This is a genomic window from Terriglobus roseus DSM 18391 (assembly GCF_000265425.1).
Classification (GTDB): Bacteria; Acidobacteriota; Terriglobia; order Terriglobales; family Acidobacteriaceae; genus Terriglobus; species Terriglobus roseus.
Window position 1 is genome coordinate 4,331,401 of sequence record NC_018014.1, and the last position, 14,379, is coordinate 4,345,779.

15 protein-coding genes are annotated in these 14,379 nt (G+C 61.1%); 9 read left to right on the forward strand and 6 right to left on the reverse strand.

Going from position 1 to position 14,379, the window contains the following annotated elements; all coding sequences use genetic code 11:
• Positions 1–603 precede the first annotated feature (603 nt).
• The 6 genes from TERRO_RS17820 to TERRO_RS17845 all read left to right on the forward strand — a co-directional run bounded on the left by TERRO_RS17820 (position 604) and on the right by TERRO_RS17845 (position 6,005).
• On the forward strand, positions 604–855 hold the full coding sequence (locus tag TERRO_RS17820; protein ID WP_014787101.1) for an antitoxin: 252 nt from the start codon (positions 604–606) through the stop codon (positions 853–855).
• Positions 852–1,265 (forward strand): PIN domain-containing protein, encoded by a 414-nt coding sequence (locus TERRO_RS17825; RefSeq protein WP_014787102.1) that lies wholly within the window; start codon positions 852–854, stop codon positions 1,263–1,265. The genes TERRO_RS17820 and TERRO_RS17825 overlap by 4 nt, the downstream gene beginning before the upstream one ends.
• Positions 1,262–1,870 carry an imidazole glycerol phosphate synthase subunit HisH gene (gene hisH / locus TERRO_RS17830; protein WP_014787103.1) on the forward strand — a complete coding sequence of 203 codons (609 nt, stop codon included), beginning with the start codon at positions 1,262–1,264 and terminating at the stop codon, positions 1,868–1,870. Before TERRO_RS17825 ends, hisH begins: the two co-directional genes overlap by 4 nt.
• A complete protein-coding gene (locus tag TERRO_RS17835; protein WP_014787104.1) occupies positions 1,870–2,394 on the forward strand; it encodes a hypothetical protein in 525 nt (174 codons plus the stop codon). Before hisH ends, TERRO_RS17835 begins: the two co-directional genes overlap by 1 nt.
• Positions 2,394–3,194: an imidazole glycerol phosphate synthase subunit HisF gene (gene hisF, locus TERRO_RS17840; RefSeq protein ID WP_014787105.1), complete on the forward strand. Its 801-nt coding sequence runs from the start codon at positions 2,394–2,396 to the stop codon at positions 3,192–3,194. The genes TERRO_RS17835 and hisF overlap by 1 nt, the downstream gene beginning before the upstream one ends.
• Positions 3,195–3,263: 69 nt before the next feature.
• Positions 3,264–6,005 (forward strand): MGH1-like glycoside hydrolase domain-containing protein, encoded by a 2,742-nt coding sequence (locus TERRO_RS17845; protein WP_014787106.1) that lies wholly within the window; start codon positions 3,264–3,266, stop codon positions 6,003–6,005.
• Between the two features lie 66 nt (positions 6,006–6,071).
• Here TERRO_RS17845 and TERRO_RS17850 read toward each other — a convergent pair whose 3' ends face one another.
• A complete protein-coding gene (locus TERRO_RS17850) occupies positions 6,072–7,058 on the reverse strand; it encodes a glycoside hydrolase family 43 protein (RefSeq protein WP_014787107.1) in 987 nt (328 codons plus the stop codon).
• 73 nt (positions 7,059–7,131) lie between these two features.
• Between TERRO_RS17850 and TERRO_RS17855 the strand changes: the two genes are divergently transcribed.
• Positions 7,132–7,833 (forward strand): 1-(5-phosphoribosyl)-5-[(5-phosphoribosylamino)methylideneamino]imidazole-4-carboxamide isomerase, encoded by a 702-nt coding sequence (locus tag TERRO_RS17855; RefSeq protein ID WP_014787108.1) that lies wholly within the window; start codon positions 7,132–7,134, stop codon positions 7,831–7,833.
• On the opposite strand, the gene TERRO_RS17860 is transcribed toward TERRO_RS17855, so the two are convergent.
• The 3 genes from TERRO_RS17860 to TERRO_RS17870 all read right to left on the reverse strand — a co-directional run bounded on the left by TERRO_RS17860 (position 7,830) and on the right by TERRO_RS17870 (position 10,591).
• Entirely contained in the window at positions 7,830–8,312 is a 483-nt protein-coding gene (locus TERRO_RS17860; protein ID WP_014787109.1) for a response regulator, read from the reverse strand. The genes TERRO_RS17855 and TERRO_RS17860 overlap by 4 nt on opposite strands.
• Positions 8,296–9,465 (reverse strand): two-component system sensor histidine kinase NtrB, encoded by a 1,170-nt coding sequence (locus TERRO_RS17865; RefSeq protein ID WP_014787110.1) that lies wholly within the window; start codon positions 9,463–9,465, stop codon positions 8,296–8,298. The genes TERRO_RS17860 and TERRO_RS17865 overlap by 17 nt, the downstream gene beginning before the upstream one ends.
• An 88-nt stretch (positions 9,466–9,553) precedes the next feature.
• A complete protein-coding gene (locus TERRO_RS17870; RefSeq protein WP_014787111.1) occupies positions 9,554–10,591 on the reverse strand; it encodes a VWA domain-containing protein in 1,038 nt (345 codons plus the stop codon).
• A 204-nt stretch (positions 10,592–10,795) separates the two neighbouring features.
• On the opposite strand from TERRO_RS17870, the gene TERRO_RS17875 reads away from it, so the two are divergent.
• Both TERRO_RS17875 and TERRO_RS17880 read left to right on the forward strand, forming a co-directional pair.
• The gene (locus TERRO_RS17875; RefSeq protein WP_245536142.1) at positions 10,796–12,136 is read left to right on the forward strand and encodes a VWA domain-containing protein; all 1,341 of its coding nucleotides are present in this window, start codon (positions 10,796–10,798) and stop codon (positions 12,134–12,136) included.
• An 11-nt stretch (positions 12,137–12,147) separates the two neighbouring features.
• The gene (locus tag TERRO_RS17880; protein ID WP_014787113.1) at positions 12,148–13,035 is read left to right on the forward strand and encodes a DMT family transporter; all 888 of its coding nucleotides are present in this window, start codon (positions 12,148–12,150) and stop codon (positions 13,033–13,035) included.
• Positions 13,036–13,052: 17 nt separating this feature from the next.
• Here TERRO_RS17880 and TERRO_RS17885 read toward each other — a convergent pair whose 3' ends face one another.
• Complete coding sequence (locus tag TERRO_RS17885) at positions 13,053–13,859, reverse strand: polyphosphate kinase 2 family protein (protein WP_014787114.1); 807 nt, start codon at positions 13,857–13,859, stop codon at positions 13,053–13,055.
• 100 nt (positions 13,860–13,959) lie between these two features.
• Positions 13,960–14,190 (reverse strand): twin-arginine translocase TatA/TatE family subunit, encoded by a 231-nt coding sequence (gene tatA / locus TERRO_RS17890; protein WP_014787115.1) that lies wholly within the window; start codon positions 14,188–14,190, stop codon positions 13,960–13,962.
• Between the last annotated feature and the right edge of the window lie 189 nt (positions 14,191–14,379).

Consider the following 14,379-nt stretch of genomic DNA (forward strand, 5'->3'; position numbering starts at 1 on the left):
TCGGGATTGCATGCTCTCTAATCGGTGGTCTACTGAATTTCCTGTTTGCCTGTGCAGTCGGAACTTCGTACTAGATAAGCGCCAGAGGCGCGCCGACATCTTAGCCCAGACCGAAGGTCTGGGTAGAACTCTAGAGGTCTGTATGTATTCACTGCCGAGATGGAGAGCATACATATTCGCAATCGCTGTGTTTGCAGATGGACTCTCCATCCTCTGTATGGCGGCCTTGAGAATCGTCAGCCGACATTGGGATGGGTTGTATGGTCACGTTAACGATCTGAGTCTGTGGGTCGGACGTGGAGCAATCCTTGCTCTCCTGTCGTTCTGCCTTTGTTGGTTCGGCAATGGCTGGCGCAGAATCGCAGCACTGGTTGCGGCATTGGCTTGCTTCGGCGTTTGGCTACGCGAATCGTCTTCGGTTTAGAGAGCTCTAAAGGCGCGCCGACACCTTAGCCTAGGCCGAAGGCCCGGGTAGAACGCACCACGAGAACCACCAAGGGCTGAAGGCCCGCTCGATAGCTCGGGCCTTCAGCCTCGAGAGCCGACATCAAGGCGACGAGCGGCCGATATAGACTATGGTATATATCACGGGAGGAAGCGAACATGGAACGCACCGCAAAACTCTTCATGAACGGCCGCAGCCAGGCAGTCCGCCTTCCCAGCGAATTCCGCTTCGAGGGCGACGAGGTCAGCATCAGCAAGGACCCCTTGACAGGAGGGGTTCTACTCACGAGTAAAGACAAGAACTTCGACGAGTTCTTTCGGATGCGCGATGCACTCACGCAGTCCGAGCGCGATGAGTTCGTCATACCTCGTGACCGGAGCCCTGTACGCGTGCCAAAGCTCGTCAAATGACGCGTTTCCTTCTCGATACCAATATCATCAGCTATCTGGTCCGGGGCGACTATCCAGCGTTGGACCTCAAATTCAATGAGCGCAAAAATCACTGCGTTATTTCGACGATCTGCGAAGCAGAGACGCGCTTCGGTCTGGCGCTCCTTCCCCGCGAAGCCAAGATCACCGCGCCAACCGAACGCTTCCTGCGCATCATCGCCATTCAGCCTTGGGATTCGGACTGTGCGGTGCAATATGCTCTACTCGCCGCGAAACAAAAGCGCTTGGGAAAACCGCTCGCAACGATGGATGCTCTTATTGCCGCCCACGCACTCGCACACGACTTCGTCCTGATCTCCAACGACGCAGCCTTCCGCCAGGTCAAAGGCCTCAAACTAGAAGACTGGACAAAGGGTCCACAACGCACATGATCCAAGTCATCGACTACAAAGCGGGCAATCTCACCAGCGTCGTCAAGGCGCTCAACTTCCTCGGTGCCGAAACGCACATCACGCAGTCGCCAGACGACGTACGCAACGCCGACAAGATCGTCCTCCCCGGCGTCGGCCACTTCCGCGCCACGCAGTTGCTGCATGACCTGCAACTGACTGAGGCGACGCGCGAGGCCATCGCACGCGGCGTGCCCTTCCTCGGTATCTGCGTGGGCCTTCAGTGGCTCTACAACGGCTCCACTGAAGCGGACAGCACCGACGGCCTCTGCAACTTCGATGGCAAGTGCGAGCGCTTCCCCGCGACCTACAACGGCGAAGAGCTGAAGAGCCCGCACGTCGGCTGGAACTCCCTCGAAGACATTCGCCCCGACTCGAAGCTGCTGCGCGGCATCGCGCCCGGAGCGTTCGTCTACTACACCCACTCCTGGCGAGCCCCCGTCGACGCCGACACCGCAGCCACCACCAGCTACGGCGGCGCGTTCACTGCAGCGGTCGAACGCAACAACGTGATGGGCGTGCAGTTTCACCCGGAAAAATCCGGCGACACCGGCCTGCAGTTACTTCGTAACTTCGTGGAGCTGTAATGCTCGCTCGTTACACGATGAACTTCGAAGACTTCAAACATGCGCAGATACTCTGCTATCGCAGGAAGAAATTCGGTGCGCTACGCATGGCCATCTGGGTGTGGGTACTCCCGGTCCTCGGTCTAGTTTGCGCGGCGATCCTCGCGTGGGACATCACTGCCCGCCACTTCGCATTCACTCCGTTGGCAGGAGGCGTCCTGGCCGCGCTTACAGGGTTTGGTCTCTTCGTTCTTGTAATGCGCCCGGTCAACGTCCGTCGTCTCTACAAACAGATGAAAAATGGGCGGCCCGAAAACGAGCCGGTGGAGCTGGAAATTGAGGGCGACGAAATGATCTCGCGGCTGCCAGGCCTCAGCGAAGGCCGCTTCCGTCGAGCGGCTGTGGTCGACTTCGCGGAAGATGACCACATCGCTCTTCTGTTTGTTGCGAAGAACAAGTTTCTCCTGGTGCCGAAGCGGGCCCTCAACGAAAGCCAATGGGCTGCTGTCCACGCATGGCTCGATACCTCAAAGGTGAATATTTAATGCTAACCAAACGAATCATCGCCTGCCTCGACGTACGCGGAGGCCGCGTCGTCAAAGGTATCCAGTTCGTCGACATCATCGACGCCGGTGACCCCGCCGAACTCGCGCACCGCCACGCCGCCGCCGGCGCAGATGAGATCGTGCTGCTCGACATCACCGCCACGCACGAAGGCCGAGGCACACTCCTCGACACCGTAAAGCGAACTGCCGACAAGCTCTTCATCCCCTTCACCGTCGGCGGCGGCATTCGCTCCGCAGAAGACGCCGAGAGCGTCTTCCTCGCAGGCGCGGACAAGGTCAGCATCAACTCCTCCGCTATCGCGCGGCCCGAACTCATCGGCGAGATCGGCGCCTCCTTCGGTGCACAGGCAGTCATCGTCGCCATCGACGCGAAACGCAACGCAACCTCCAGCGATCCCGTCGGGGACGCCGAGGTCTACGTCAGCGGTGGCCGCAAGAACACCGGCCTCAAAGTCGTCGAATGGGCGATCGAAGCCGAGCAGCGCGGCGCGGGCGAGATCTTGCTCACCAGCATGGACTCCGACGGCCGTCGCACCGGCTTCGACGACGACCTGACCGCACGCGTCTCGCAGGCCGTCCAGATCCCCGTCATCGCCAGCGGAGGCGCCGGCAATGCACAGCACTTCGCCGACGTCTTCAGCCACGCAAAGGGCGGCGGCCACGCCGACGCAGCACTCGCCGCCAGCATCTTCCACTTCGGCATCACCGATTCCTGGGAGCTGAAGCGCGAACTCGCCGCCCAGGGCGTCCCCGTCCGGCTTCAGACGCCAGTCCGCTGATCGCACGATCGCCCGAAGCCCACTAACTGTCGCGCATCCTACACAGTCAATAGACAAGGGTGACGGGTAATGGGCGAAGCAAAGGTAACGGCAGAACAGCAACGGCTCGACGAGAATCGCACGCGGGTCAAGAACTGGCAGCGATGGGGCACCTACCTGCCCGAACGCCAGTGGGGCGTCGTGCGTGAGGACTACTCCGCCGACGGCAACGTCTGGGCGTCCTTCCCCTATGAGATGGGCCAGTACCGCGCCTACCGCTGGGGCGAGGACGGCCTCCTGGGCTGGACCGACCGCCAGTGCCGCCTCTGCTTCTCCACCGCACTGTGGAACGGCCAGGACGTCACCCTGAAGGAACGCCTCTTCGGCCTCGGCAACACCGAGGGCAATCACGGCGAAGACGTCAAAGAGCAGTTCTATTACCTCGACGCCACACCCACGCACGCCTACTGCAAATCCCTCTACAAGTACCCTCAAAAAGCCTTCCCCTACGACGACCTGCGCGCCGAGAACAAGCGCCGCGGCTACGACCAGCCCGAGTACGAACTCCTTGACACCGGCATCTTCGAGGAGAGCCGCTACTTCGACGTCTTCATCGAGTACGCCAAGGCCGACGCGGAAGACACCCTCATCCGCATTACCGCATGGAATCGCGGCCCCGACGCAGCACCGCTCACGCTGCTACCGCAACTCACACTGCGCAACAACTGGTCCTGGAAGAACCTCGAAGCCACCGGCAACACCCGCCCCATCATCCAGCAGACCGGCGACCACAGCGTCCGTGCCGACCACAAGGTGCTGGGCGCCTACGCCTTCTATCCCATCGAGGGAAACGCCCTCACACCGGAGCGCCTGGTCTTCACCGAGAACGACAGCAACATGAAGCGCCTCGACCCCAACTACGGCGGCGGGGCTCACTTCAGCAAGGACGCCTTCGACCGGCTGATCGTGCACGGCGAAGCAGACGCCGTAAAGGACAAGGACGGCACCAAATGCGCACTCCTCTATCGCACCGACATCGCACCCGGCGCCAGCGTCACGCTGTACCTGCGTCTTGTCCGCGTCGATCAGCGCAGCGAGAGCGAGCCCGACCACCGCAGTACCGACATCGTCCCGCCCACCATCACACTCGCCGACGCAGAGGGCATCTTCGCAAAGCGCATCGCAGAGGCCGATGACTTCTACGCAGGCATCATCCCGCAGGAAGCCACCACCGAAGAGTGCCGCGTCTCACGCCAGGCTTACGCTGGCCTGCTGTGGTGCAAGCAGTTCTACTACTTCATCGCAGAGCAGTGGATGTCCGGCGACAGCACACAGATCGCGCCACCACCCGAACGCATGAAGAAGAGCGCGGAGTGGCGCCACCTCTTCTGTCGCGACATCCTCTCCATGCCCGACAAGTGGGAGTACCCATGGTTCGCCGCCTGGGACACAGCCTTCCACATGATCCCCATGGCGCGCATCGATCCCGAGTTTGCCAAGGCCCAGCTCCTGCTTCTCCTGCGCGAGTGGTATATGCACCCCAACGGGCAGATGCCTGCCTACGAGTTCGCCTTCGGTGACGTCAACCCGCCCGTGCACGCATGGGCCGTGTGGCACGTCTATCGCATGGGCGTGGATGACGAAGGCGTAGGCGATCTCGACTTCCTCGAGCGCGCCTTCCAGAAGCTGATGTTGAACTTCACCTGGTGGGTCAACCGCAACGACGAAAAGGGTCGCAATCTCTTCGGCGGCGGCTTCCTCGGGCTCGATAACATCGGCGTCTTCGACCGATCGGTCTCGCTGCCAGACGGCGTCTGCCTGCACCAGGCTGACGGCACCGCGTGGATGGGACTCTACTGCTCCGTGATGCTGCAGATCGCGCTTGAGCTCGCACACCAGCGCTCCCTTGCCTACGAAGACATCGCCAGCAAGTTCTTCGAGCACTACATCGCCGTCATCGACGCCATCAACTCCGTCGGCGGAGACGGTCTGTGGGATGAGGAGCATGGCTTCTACTTCGACGAGCTCGAACATGACTCCGGCGATAGCACCCCGCTCAAGGTCCACTCCATGGTCGGCATCGCACCGCTCTTCGCCGTCTGCATCATGAAGCGAGGCACCGTAGACGGCCTCCGCGACTTCGAGAAACGCACGAAGTGGTTCCTGAACTACAAGCCTCAGCTCTCTAACTACGTCAGCACGGCCAACGTCAGCAACGAAGAGATCAACGGCTCCCGTTGGATCGCCATTGCACCGCGCGCGCGTCTGGAACGCATCCTGCGACGCGTGCTGGATGAGGCTGAGTTCCTCTCGCCCCACGGCATTCGCGCGTTGTCACGCTACCACTACGACAACCCCTTCCAGACCGAACTGCATGGGCAGCACTTCACCGTGCGCTACGTCCCCGCCGAGGGCGACAGCGGCATGTTCGGCGGCAACAGCAACTGGCGCGGCCCCGTTTGGTTCCCCATGAACATGCTGCTGCTCAACGCGCTCGAGCGCTACTACCTCGTCTATGGCGATGACCTCAAGCTCGAATACCCCACCGGCAGCGGCGAGATGCACACCCTCGTCGAAATCTCCGAGAGCATCGCGCGGCGCCTCGTCAACCTCTTCCTGCCTGACAAAGACGGCTATCGTCCCAGCCACGGCAAGGAGCATCGCTACGCCAGCGATCCCCACTGGAAAGACCTCATCCTTTTCAGCGAATACTTCGACGGCGACACCGGCCGCGGTCTCGGCGCATCGCACCAGACCGGCTGGACCGCGCTCGCAGCCACACTCATCAACGCGCTCTACACCCGCCGAGACGTGCGCAATCGAGCGCAGTAGCGCGGGTGCCCCACGTCTCGCTTTTGAGACGTGGGATGCGTTACATCGACGCGGAAAAAGCAAGCACTAGCGAACCGCTATCGGCCCATCCGCCAACACCGGTCCGAACTCTGGCGAGCCGTCAGCGTTCCACGTGAACCGTTGCGCTCGTGTCGCCCGATTTGCTGTCCTCGCGTCATCGGCGGGCATCGCTGCGTAGAGCAGCCACTCCGTGCCGTCCTTCGCGTGCGCAAACGTGCCGCGCCCCGTGCCGACAATGCCGACGGCCGGGTTCTGCGTCAGGATGGGATGGTCTGTCTTGATCCAGTTCCTGCGCTGCAGTGGATCACCGCCCTGGAACGTCAGCAGGCCCAGGCAGTAGAAGGTCGAGGCCGTGTCCGAGCCGCTGTACACGATGAAGGCCTTGCCCGCGTGGTACAGCGCCGTCGGTCCCTCGTTCACCGGATAGTTCTTCGGGCTGCCGGCACCCTTCTCCCACGGATACTCCGGCTCCGCGATCAGCACCTTCTCGCCCACGGGCTTCATCGGCTCGCCCAGTCTCACCATGTAGATCGCATTCTCACCACCGCCGACGCCCACATACATCAGGTAGGTCTTGCCCTTTACGGTCAGCACGGACGGATCGATGGCCTCTCGCTCCAGGTCGAGCGGGCCGCGATAGGTGTACGTGCCCAGCGGATCATCCGTATCGGACTGCAGCACGTAGATCGCGTGCTTCTCCGTACCCACCCGTGCCGTGAAATAGATCCACCACGAACCCTTGATGTGCCACAGCGTCGGCGACCACACCTCGCGCATACCCTCGACAGCGTTGAAGACGACCTTTGAGTCAGTCGCCGCAGTCGCTGGCGTAGGGCCGCTCCAGATGGTGACATTGTTGCGCGCAGTCGCCAGCAGCAGGTACCTGCCGTCGACGGGCATCCACGTAATGAAGGGATCGGCGTGCTGCAGGATAGGGTTCGACGGGCCAACGTTGGTCTGGCCCACGGCAGCGAGAGCGCCTGCGCAAAGTGTCAGGAACAGCAGCAAGCGGCACAGAGTCTTAACCGGCATGATCGGATTTTATGCCTGCCGATGGAGCACCTTCCCACAACGCACCTCACTGCTTTGAGACAATCGAAGGGACATGTTAATTCCTTCCATTGATTTGATGAATGGCCAGATCGTCCAGCTTGTGCAGGGCGAGAAGCTGAAGCTTGCCTTCGACGACTTCGAGTACTGGATCACCCGCTTTGAGAAGTACCCGCTCGTGCAGCTCATCGATCTCGATGCCGCCATGCGTCAGGGCGACAACCGCAAACTCATTCAGCAGTTCACCTCGCGCCTCACCTGCCAGGTCGGCGGCGGTCTGCGCACGGCAGACGACGGCAAGGCCATGCTCGACCTCGGCGCCAGGCGCGTCATCTACGGCTCAACGCTCTTCGGCGGCGATAACGAGGCCGACCGCAAGCGTCACCCCATCATGAACCTCGACTTCGCCGCCTCGCTCAATAAGGCGCTTGGCGAAGAGCAGCTCGTCTTCTCCGTCGACACCAAGGCCGGCAAGGTCGCAGTGAAGGGCTGGAAGGAACAGGTCGATCTCACGCCGGAAGAGGCCGTCACCTGGCTCGAGAACGACTGCGCAGCCTTCCTCTACACCCATGTCGACACCGAGGGCACCATGAGCGGCTTTCCGATCGACGTCGCCGCCATCCTGCGCGCCTGCACGGCAAAGCAGCTCATCGTCGCGGGTGGCATCAAGGAACAGAAAGAGATCGACGACCTGGACGCTATGGGCGTGGATGCTGTCGCCGGCATGGCCGTCTACAGCGGTGCGATGCAGGCCTAGAATCTGGGTTGAACCGTTCTCAACTTCTGCACCAGCTCTTCCGGATGCATCGGCTTGGCGGCTATGGTGAACCCCTGGTCGCCAATCTGCTGCGCGTGCATCGAAGCCGTTGTTGAGGCTTGGCCAGAGAACAGCAACACCTTCAGATTTGGAATTTTCCGTTCCATGGCCATCGCCAGATCGATACCGTTGAGCTTCGGCATCATCACATCGGCCAGCAGATAATCGGGGCGAAAGCTCTCTGCCAGATGCAAGGCGTCTACGCCGCTGTAGGCACAGAACGCGTCAAAGCCATGCATGTTGAAGATCTGCGTCAACGTGTCCGCGATCAGCCGTTCGTCATCCACGATCAGCACGCGCGGCAACGCGGTGCCGCGCGTCTTGCCGGACAGATCCGACTTGCCATCCAGAAGAGGGCCGCTTCCATCTAGCCCCCGCACCAGGTCGTATCTCGAGACGCCTTCATAGCTCAGAAACATGGGTTCCCTTCTCGATCAGAGCAGAATGGATATCAACCTTGCAGAGAGGAGTAAAGGGAAGAAAGATACTGAAACAGGTCCCGTGATCATCTGGGCCGGTCTTGCTTGTAACGGTGATAGTACCTGAGTGCGATTCCACCAGCTGCCGCGAAATCCAAAGTCCGATTCCCGTCCCATTCTCCGGCTTCGTCGTGAAGAAGGGCTCGAAAATCTGCTCCAACTGGTTCTCCGGGATGCCTATCCCGCGATCTACAAACTGCACCCGTATGCCTTCATGACCCGCAACCGTAGCGGGTCCAATGTCTAGGAACAGGTCACCACCCTTACCCATGGCATCGATCGCATTCGCCAGCAGGTTCGCAAACACCTGCGTCAGTTCCCCGCGACGCACGGCAATCGCCGGAACCGGACTGTAGTTGCGATGCACCACGATCCGGCTGTGCACCAGCTTCGACCGGTAGACGGTAAGAATCTCATCCACCAGCTTGTCGATCTGCTCACTGCCCGCCCGCGTCGACTCCCGGAAATAGCCCAGCGTCTGCCGCGCAATCAGCGAAACCCGCTCAATCTCCTGCTCGGCAAGCGCAAGGTGATCGCGAACTTCATCGCTTACCGAAGGATCCAGTCGCGCCAGATAGACCAGGTTCACAATCGCTTCCAGCGGATTATTGATCTCATGCGCGATCGTCGCTGCCATACGACCCGCCACGATCATCTTCTCCGTCTGCACCAGCAGACGTTCCATCTCCTTGCGCTGTCCTATCTCCCGCGCGATCTTGGACGCGCCCGTAATCCGGCCATCCGCATCGCGGATGGGCGAGATCGTCAGGGCAACGTCGATACGGTTGCCGTTCTTGCTCAGGCGGACCGTCTCGTAATGTTCAATACGCTCGCCCGCCCGCAGGCGACGAATGATCCCGGCCTCCTCCCCGAGCAGTTCCGTAGGGATCAACCGATGAATCGGCGCTCCAATCATCTCTTCGGGCTGGTATCCAAAGATGCGCGTGGCCGCGCGATTCCAACTGGTGATCGTCCCGTCCAGCGTCTTGGAAAGGATGGCATCGTCGGAAGACTCCACGATCGCAGCGAGCAGCGCCTGCGTCGGATGGGCTGTAACAGCGCCGCAGCGCCCGTGTTGTTCCTGGCTGTCCAACGCGTTATCCCCTCAATGCCTGACTCGATGGAAGACCGGAGGCTGTAAGGGTGTCTGCCCGCTAGGTAACGTTGGCAGGTGTTTACCCTCACTCCGTATTCGAGTCGGACATCGCGTAATAACCCTTCCGCGCCTGGATCTTCACATCTTTGCCACACGAAATGGCGATATTTCGGAACGTACCGTCAAACGTCTGGTTCTTCGGCGTGTAGCTGATCAGGTACTGCGTCCGCAACTCGTCGCTGATCTGCGCAAAGGCGTCGTCCAGCTTCTTCGCATTGTGCCCAATGTTCAGCACACGGCCGCCCGTCTCCCGCGCCAGCTTGTCCATATCGCCCGCGGGATTCCCGAACGTGTAACCACCCATGCCGAAGCCGCCATAGTCGCTGATCAGGATGACGTAGATGATGGCGTTCGCCTTCTGCGCCGACTCGATGGCCTCCTTCAGCTTCACCTGGCTGCCTTGGTCGCCGCCATCCGTCAGCATCACAATCACCTTGCGGCCGGCCTCGTCATGCAGCTTCTCATGCGTCGCCAGGTAGACCGCGTCGTACAACAGCGTCCCCTTCGGCGTCGCATTCCCAGTCGCCGAGCCCGTACCCGCGCCAGTATTGATCTGCGCCTTGTTCATGGCGCGCCGGAGTTCCGACGGGTTGCTCGTATAGTCCGCCAGCAGGTCTACGTTGATATCGAAGGAGATCAGGAACGCCTCATCCTTCGGAGTCAGCACTGTTTTCAGAAACTGTGCGCCACTCTCCTGCTCCATCGGCAGGACATTCTGCTGCGATCCACTCGTATCCAGCAGGATGCCGATCGTCAGTGGCAGCTTCTTCTCCTGGGTGAAGTTCTTGATGACCTGCGGTTCCTTGTTCTCCGTGATCTCGCAGTCTTCCTTCTTCAAACCCGTCAGAAAACCACCTTTATCCTGGGCCGAGAAGTACGTGTTGACCAGGTTCACGCGGACACGCAGCGTCTGTCCGGTCTCCAGGTCGCGCTCAGCCGGCGGCGCTGCCTTGCTGGCGGGCGGCGGACCGCCCGGCGACGGCGCCTCCTGCGCGAACGTACGCGGAGCAGCAGCAGCGGCAACAAGAGACAGACCTAGGCAGGCAAGCGGGAAAGAACGCATACCCCATTGGACGATGGATTCGCCCCTCTGGTCTACGCAATCGCTCTTCCCGGCCCGCACCACGCCGACACGGACTCTGAAACGACAACGAACCGGGACTGTTCCGCGTCCAACTGTTTGACGCTGCAGCAGTGTCCAGCTTAGGGCTGGTAGTCTGGAGAGCGCGTAGTTGCGGGTCTGTTTTCTGCGAAGGAGTCTGTTTTGGTGAAGCTTGGTTGGGCGGCAACAGTAGTAATGGTGGGTCTTACGGCGGGATCGCCCGCGCTGGTAGCGCAGGCTCCAGCGAGCGGTGCTCAGGCAATCCCCGACAGTCCACGTCCGCAGACCATCCCCAACGCCGTGAGCATCGCTCCCGGCAAGGGCATTCCGGCCAGCACCAGCACCCCCGTGGATGACAACGGCGGTATCACGCCCGGTGCGGCTCTGCCTTCGTCATCGTCGACGCCCGCGCCCGATCTGGTGAATGAAGCCGCACCCGACATCGCACCGGAACTCGGTCCTGGTGGCCGCGTCACCACATTGCGAGCCAATGTCAACTTCATTCAGGTTCCCTTCACCGTGAAGGACAAGAAGGGCCAACTGGTTCCAGCGCTCACTTGGCGCGACGTGCGTGTCTTTGAAAACGGTCTGCGCAAGCACCTCAGCCTCTTCACCAGCGATCCCTACCCACTCTCCGTCGCCTTCGTCATCGATCAGACGCTTCCCTTCCAGGTCATGACCAGCGTCAATACCGCCCTGGGCGCACTGCAGGGCGCGTTCACGCCGTACGACGAGATGGCTATCTTCACTTACAACAACGGCACCAACATGCGGACCGACTACACCGGTGCACAAAGCCCCCGTATTGGCGCCATCCTCGAGCGCTCGAAGTCCACAGGCCGTGAGGCATACCTCGGTTCGCCGGGTGGTCCCATGTCGCAGACGATCAACGTCAACGCACACAACTTCGATCCGAATACCGCGCCCAATCGCAATTCGCCGAACGCCACCTTCCAGGCGCCGCCAAAGGAAACGCATTCGCTCAACGACGCCATCTTCGCCGCCGCTCAGTCGCTCGCCAAGCGTCCCGACGGCCGCCGCCGCATGATCTACGTCATCAGCGATGGAAAAGAGTCCGGATCCAAGGCCACCTTCAAGGGCAACATCCGCTTCCTGCAGACCAACAAAATCGCTGTCTACGCAACGGTCGTCGGCGACTCGGCAACGCCCTACGTTGGCTTCTTGGATCGTTATCACATCCCCTTCACCATGAAGGAAAACATCCTGCCCCAGTACGCAGCGCAGACCGGCGGCGAAGCCGTCTCTGAGTATCGGGTACGTGGCATCGAAGAGAGCTTCGCAAAGATCGCGGAAGACGTACGCGTCCAGTACACGGTCGGCTACTACTCGAACGAGCCAGCAACGGACGCCAAGTTCCGCACGGTTGAAGTACAGGTCCTGAAGCCCGGTCTGGACGTCATTGCCAAGAAGGGCTACTACCCGACGCCCGAGAACGTCATGCGAAACGGCGGCGGTGCCCCCTCCTCCGTGGCACAGCCGAAGTAATCGGCTTCCCTATGCATTTCTTCGAGGCGAACGCTGTCCTCGGCCTGCTCGCCGCCGCCCTCTGGGGCGGCGGCGACTTTGCAGGCTCCATCGCCGTCAAGCGAACAGGCGGAGCCGTTCGCGGCGCCCTCTTCGTCATCCTCATCGGACATCTGCTGAGCCTGGCGGTCGTCTCCGCGCTCGCCATGCACGCCGGAGACACCTTTCCGCACGGCGCACCGCTGTGGTGGGCCATCGGCGGCGGAGCCATCTCCAGCATCTCGCTCGTAGCCTTCTACATCGCACTCGCAAGCGGCCACATGGGCTCCGCAGCAGCCGTCAGCGGTCTGCTCTGCGCCGCCGTCCCCGCAGTCGTATCTGGCCTGACAGAAGGCGCACCCGGCTGGCGCAGACTCTTAGGCTTCGCCCTCGCAGGTGCCGCCATCTGGCTGATCGCCAGCGCCGGCAGCCACGGCGAAACCGCCTCACGCAAAGCCTTCCTGCTCGCAACGCTCAGCGGCCTCGGCTTCGGTGTCTACTTCGTCTCACTCAAACTCGCCGGCACCGCAGGCGTCCTCTGGCCCATGGGCGCAGCACGCATCGGCAGCGCCTCGACCGCAGCCATATTGCTTCTGGGAATGACGCTGACAAACCGCAACGCAGAATCCGGCTCACCCGACGGCCACCGCCTGCGCTCGCTCGCCTGGATCCTCGGCGGCGCAGCCCTCGACACCTGCGGCAACCTCAGCTTCCTCGCAGCCACCCGCCTCGGACGTCTCGACGTCGCGGCCGTCCTTGCCTCCATCTACCCCGCATCCACCATTCTGCTCGCGGCCGCAATCCTGAAAGAACGCACCTCAGCACGCCAGCGCTGGGGCATGCTCCTGGCCCTGCCAGCAGTCGTGCTCATCACGCTGTAGCAACCGACCCGGGCCCACTACAGCTTCAAAGAAGCCACATCCACCGTCACCGCTGGATACTCCAGCTTCATACCTTCCATCGTCTCTGCCAGCACCCGCGAAATCGCCACGTTCCGATACCACTTGTTATCCGCAGGAATCACAAACCACGGCGCATGCTTGTGGCTCGTTGCCGTAAAGATCTCCTCGTAATACCGCTGATAATCCGGCCAGAACTTCCGCTCTGCAAAGTCCGAAGCAGACAGCTTCCAATGCTTCGAAGAATCCTCAATCCGCGACTCCAGACGACGCTTCTGCTCCTCCGGCGAGATATGCAGAAAGAACTTCAAGATCGCAATTCCGTTGTCAACCAGCATCGACTCGAAGTCGTTGATCTGCTGCATGTGCTGCTTCGCCGTCTTGTCCTTCATCAAGCCGTGCACGCGCGGTGACAGCACATCCTCATAGTGCGACCGATTAAAGATGCCAATTTTGCCCCGCGCCGGAACCGCGTTATGGCACCGCCACAGGAAGTCGTGATGCGCCTCAAGCGGCGTCGGCACCTTGAACGCCGTCACATCGCAGCCCTGCGGATTGATGCCCGAGAAGATGTGCCGGATCGTGCCGTCCTTGCCCGCCGTATCCATGCCCTGCAGCACAATCAGCACACCACGCTCGCCGCCCGCGTAGAGCACCTCCTGATACTTGTCGATACAGTCGCGATGCTTTGCCAGGTCAACCTTCGCCGCGTCCTCGTCCGTGTACTTGCCGGTGTCATCGCAGGAGACGTGCTTCAGCTTTACCTTGGTGCGCGGCGGAATCAGATGGGCGGAATGAACTTTCACGGGCGTGGTCTCTCGCTTTCAACTTAAGGACGAATAGAAACACCAAAGGCACAGGAGGATGCCCTGTGCCTTTGCAAAACAGTTTGAAGCGCGCCGAAAGTTACTTTGCGACGGTTTCCTTCGATGCCGCGTTGGTGTCGGCCGGCGCGGGGGTGACGATGTGCGCGTCGTTCTTCGCATCGTCGGTCACGCCCTTCAGGCCTTCCTTAAAGCCCTTCAAACCTTCGCCAAGACCCTTGCCGAGTTCAGGCAGCTTCTTGCCACCGAAAAAGACCACCACCACCAGGCCGATGATGAGCAGGTGCATGGGCTGGAACAGATCGTTGAGCATGGAAGAACCTCCGGGGTATTCAGGGCGCGCGAAGACGCGTGCAGTCAACCTGATTGTCGCACAAACGGCGTCTTCTGGTGGGCTCGCTGGCGCAGGATGGAACAGGTACGGTATATCCTCAACACAGCAGCATCCACCTGCATCCCTGTGCCTCCAACGGCGCCGGTCTGCGGAACCGCTCCGGGTGCT

Bases quoted from the DNA above. Each gene is read 5' to 3' on its own strand.
- TERRO_RS17820 (WP_014787101.1), top strand. From the start codon at position 604: ATGGAACGCACCGCAAAACTCTTCATGAACGGCCGCAGCCAGGCAGTC.
- TERRO_RS17825 (WP_014787102.1), top strand. From the start codon at position 852: ATGACGCGTTTCCTTCTCGATACCAATATCATCAGCTATCTGGTCCGG.
- hisH (WP_014787103.1), top strand. From the start codon at position 1,262: ATGATCCAAGTCATCGACTACAAAGCGGGCAATCTCACCAGCGTCGTC.
- TERRO_RS17835 (WP_014787104.1), top strand. From the start codon at position 1,870: ATGCTCGCTCGTTACACGATGAACTTCGAAGACTTCAAACATGCGCAG.
- hisF (WP_014787105.1), top strand. From the start codon at position 2,394: ATGCTAACCAAACGAATCATCGCCTGCCTCGACGTACGCGGAGGCCGC.
- TERRO_RS17845 (WP_014787106.1), top strand. From the start codon at position 3,264: ATGGGCGAAGCAAAGGTAACGGCAGAACAGCAACGGCTCGACGAGAAT.
- TERRO_RS17850 (WP_014787107.1), bottom strand. From the start codon at position 7,058: ATGCCGGTTAAGACTCTGTGCCGCTTGCTGCTGTTCCTGACACTTTGC.
- TERRO_RS17855 (WP_014787108.1), top strand. From the start codon at position 7,132: ATGTTAATTCCTTCCATTGATTTGATGAATGGCCAGATCGTCCAGCTT.
- TERRO_RS17860 (WP_014787109.1), bottom strand. From the start codon at position 8,312: ATGTTTCTGAGCTATGAAGGCGTCTCGAGATACGACCTGGTGCGGGGG.
- TERRO_RS17870 (WP_014787111.1), bottom strand. From the start codon at position 10,591: ATGCGTTCTTTCCCGCTTGCCTGCCTAGGTCTGTCTCTTGTTGCCGCT.
- TERRO_RS17880 (WP_014787113.1), top strand. From the start codon at position 12,148: ATGCATTTCTTCGAGGCGAACGCTGTCCTCGGCCTGCTCGCCGCCGCC.
- tatA (WP_014787115.1), bottom strand. From the start codon at position 14,190: ATGCTCAACGATCTGTTCCAGCCCATGCACCTGCTCATCATCGGCCTG.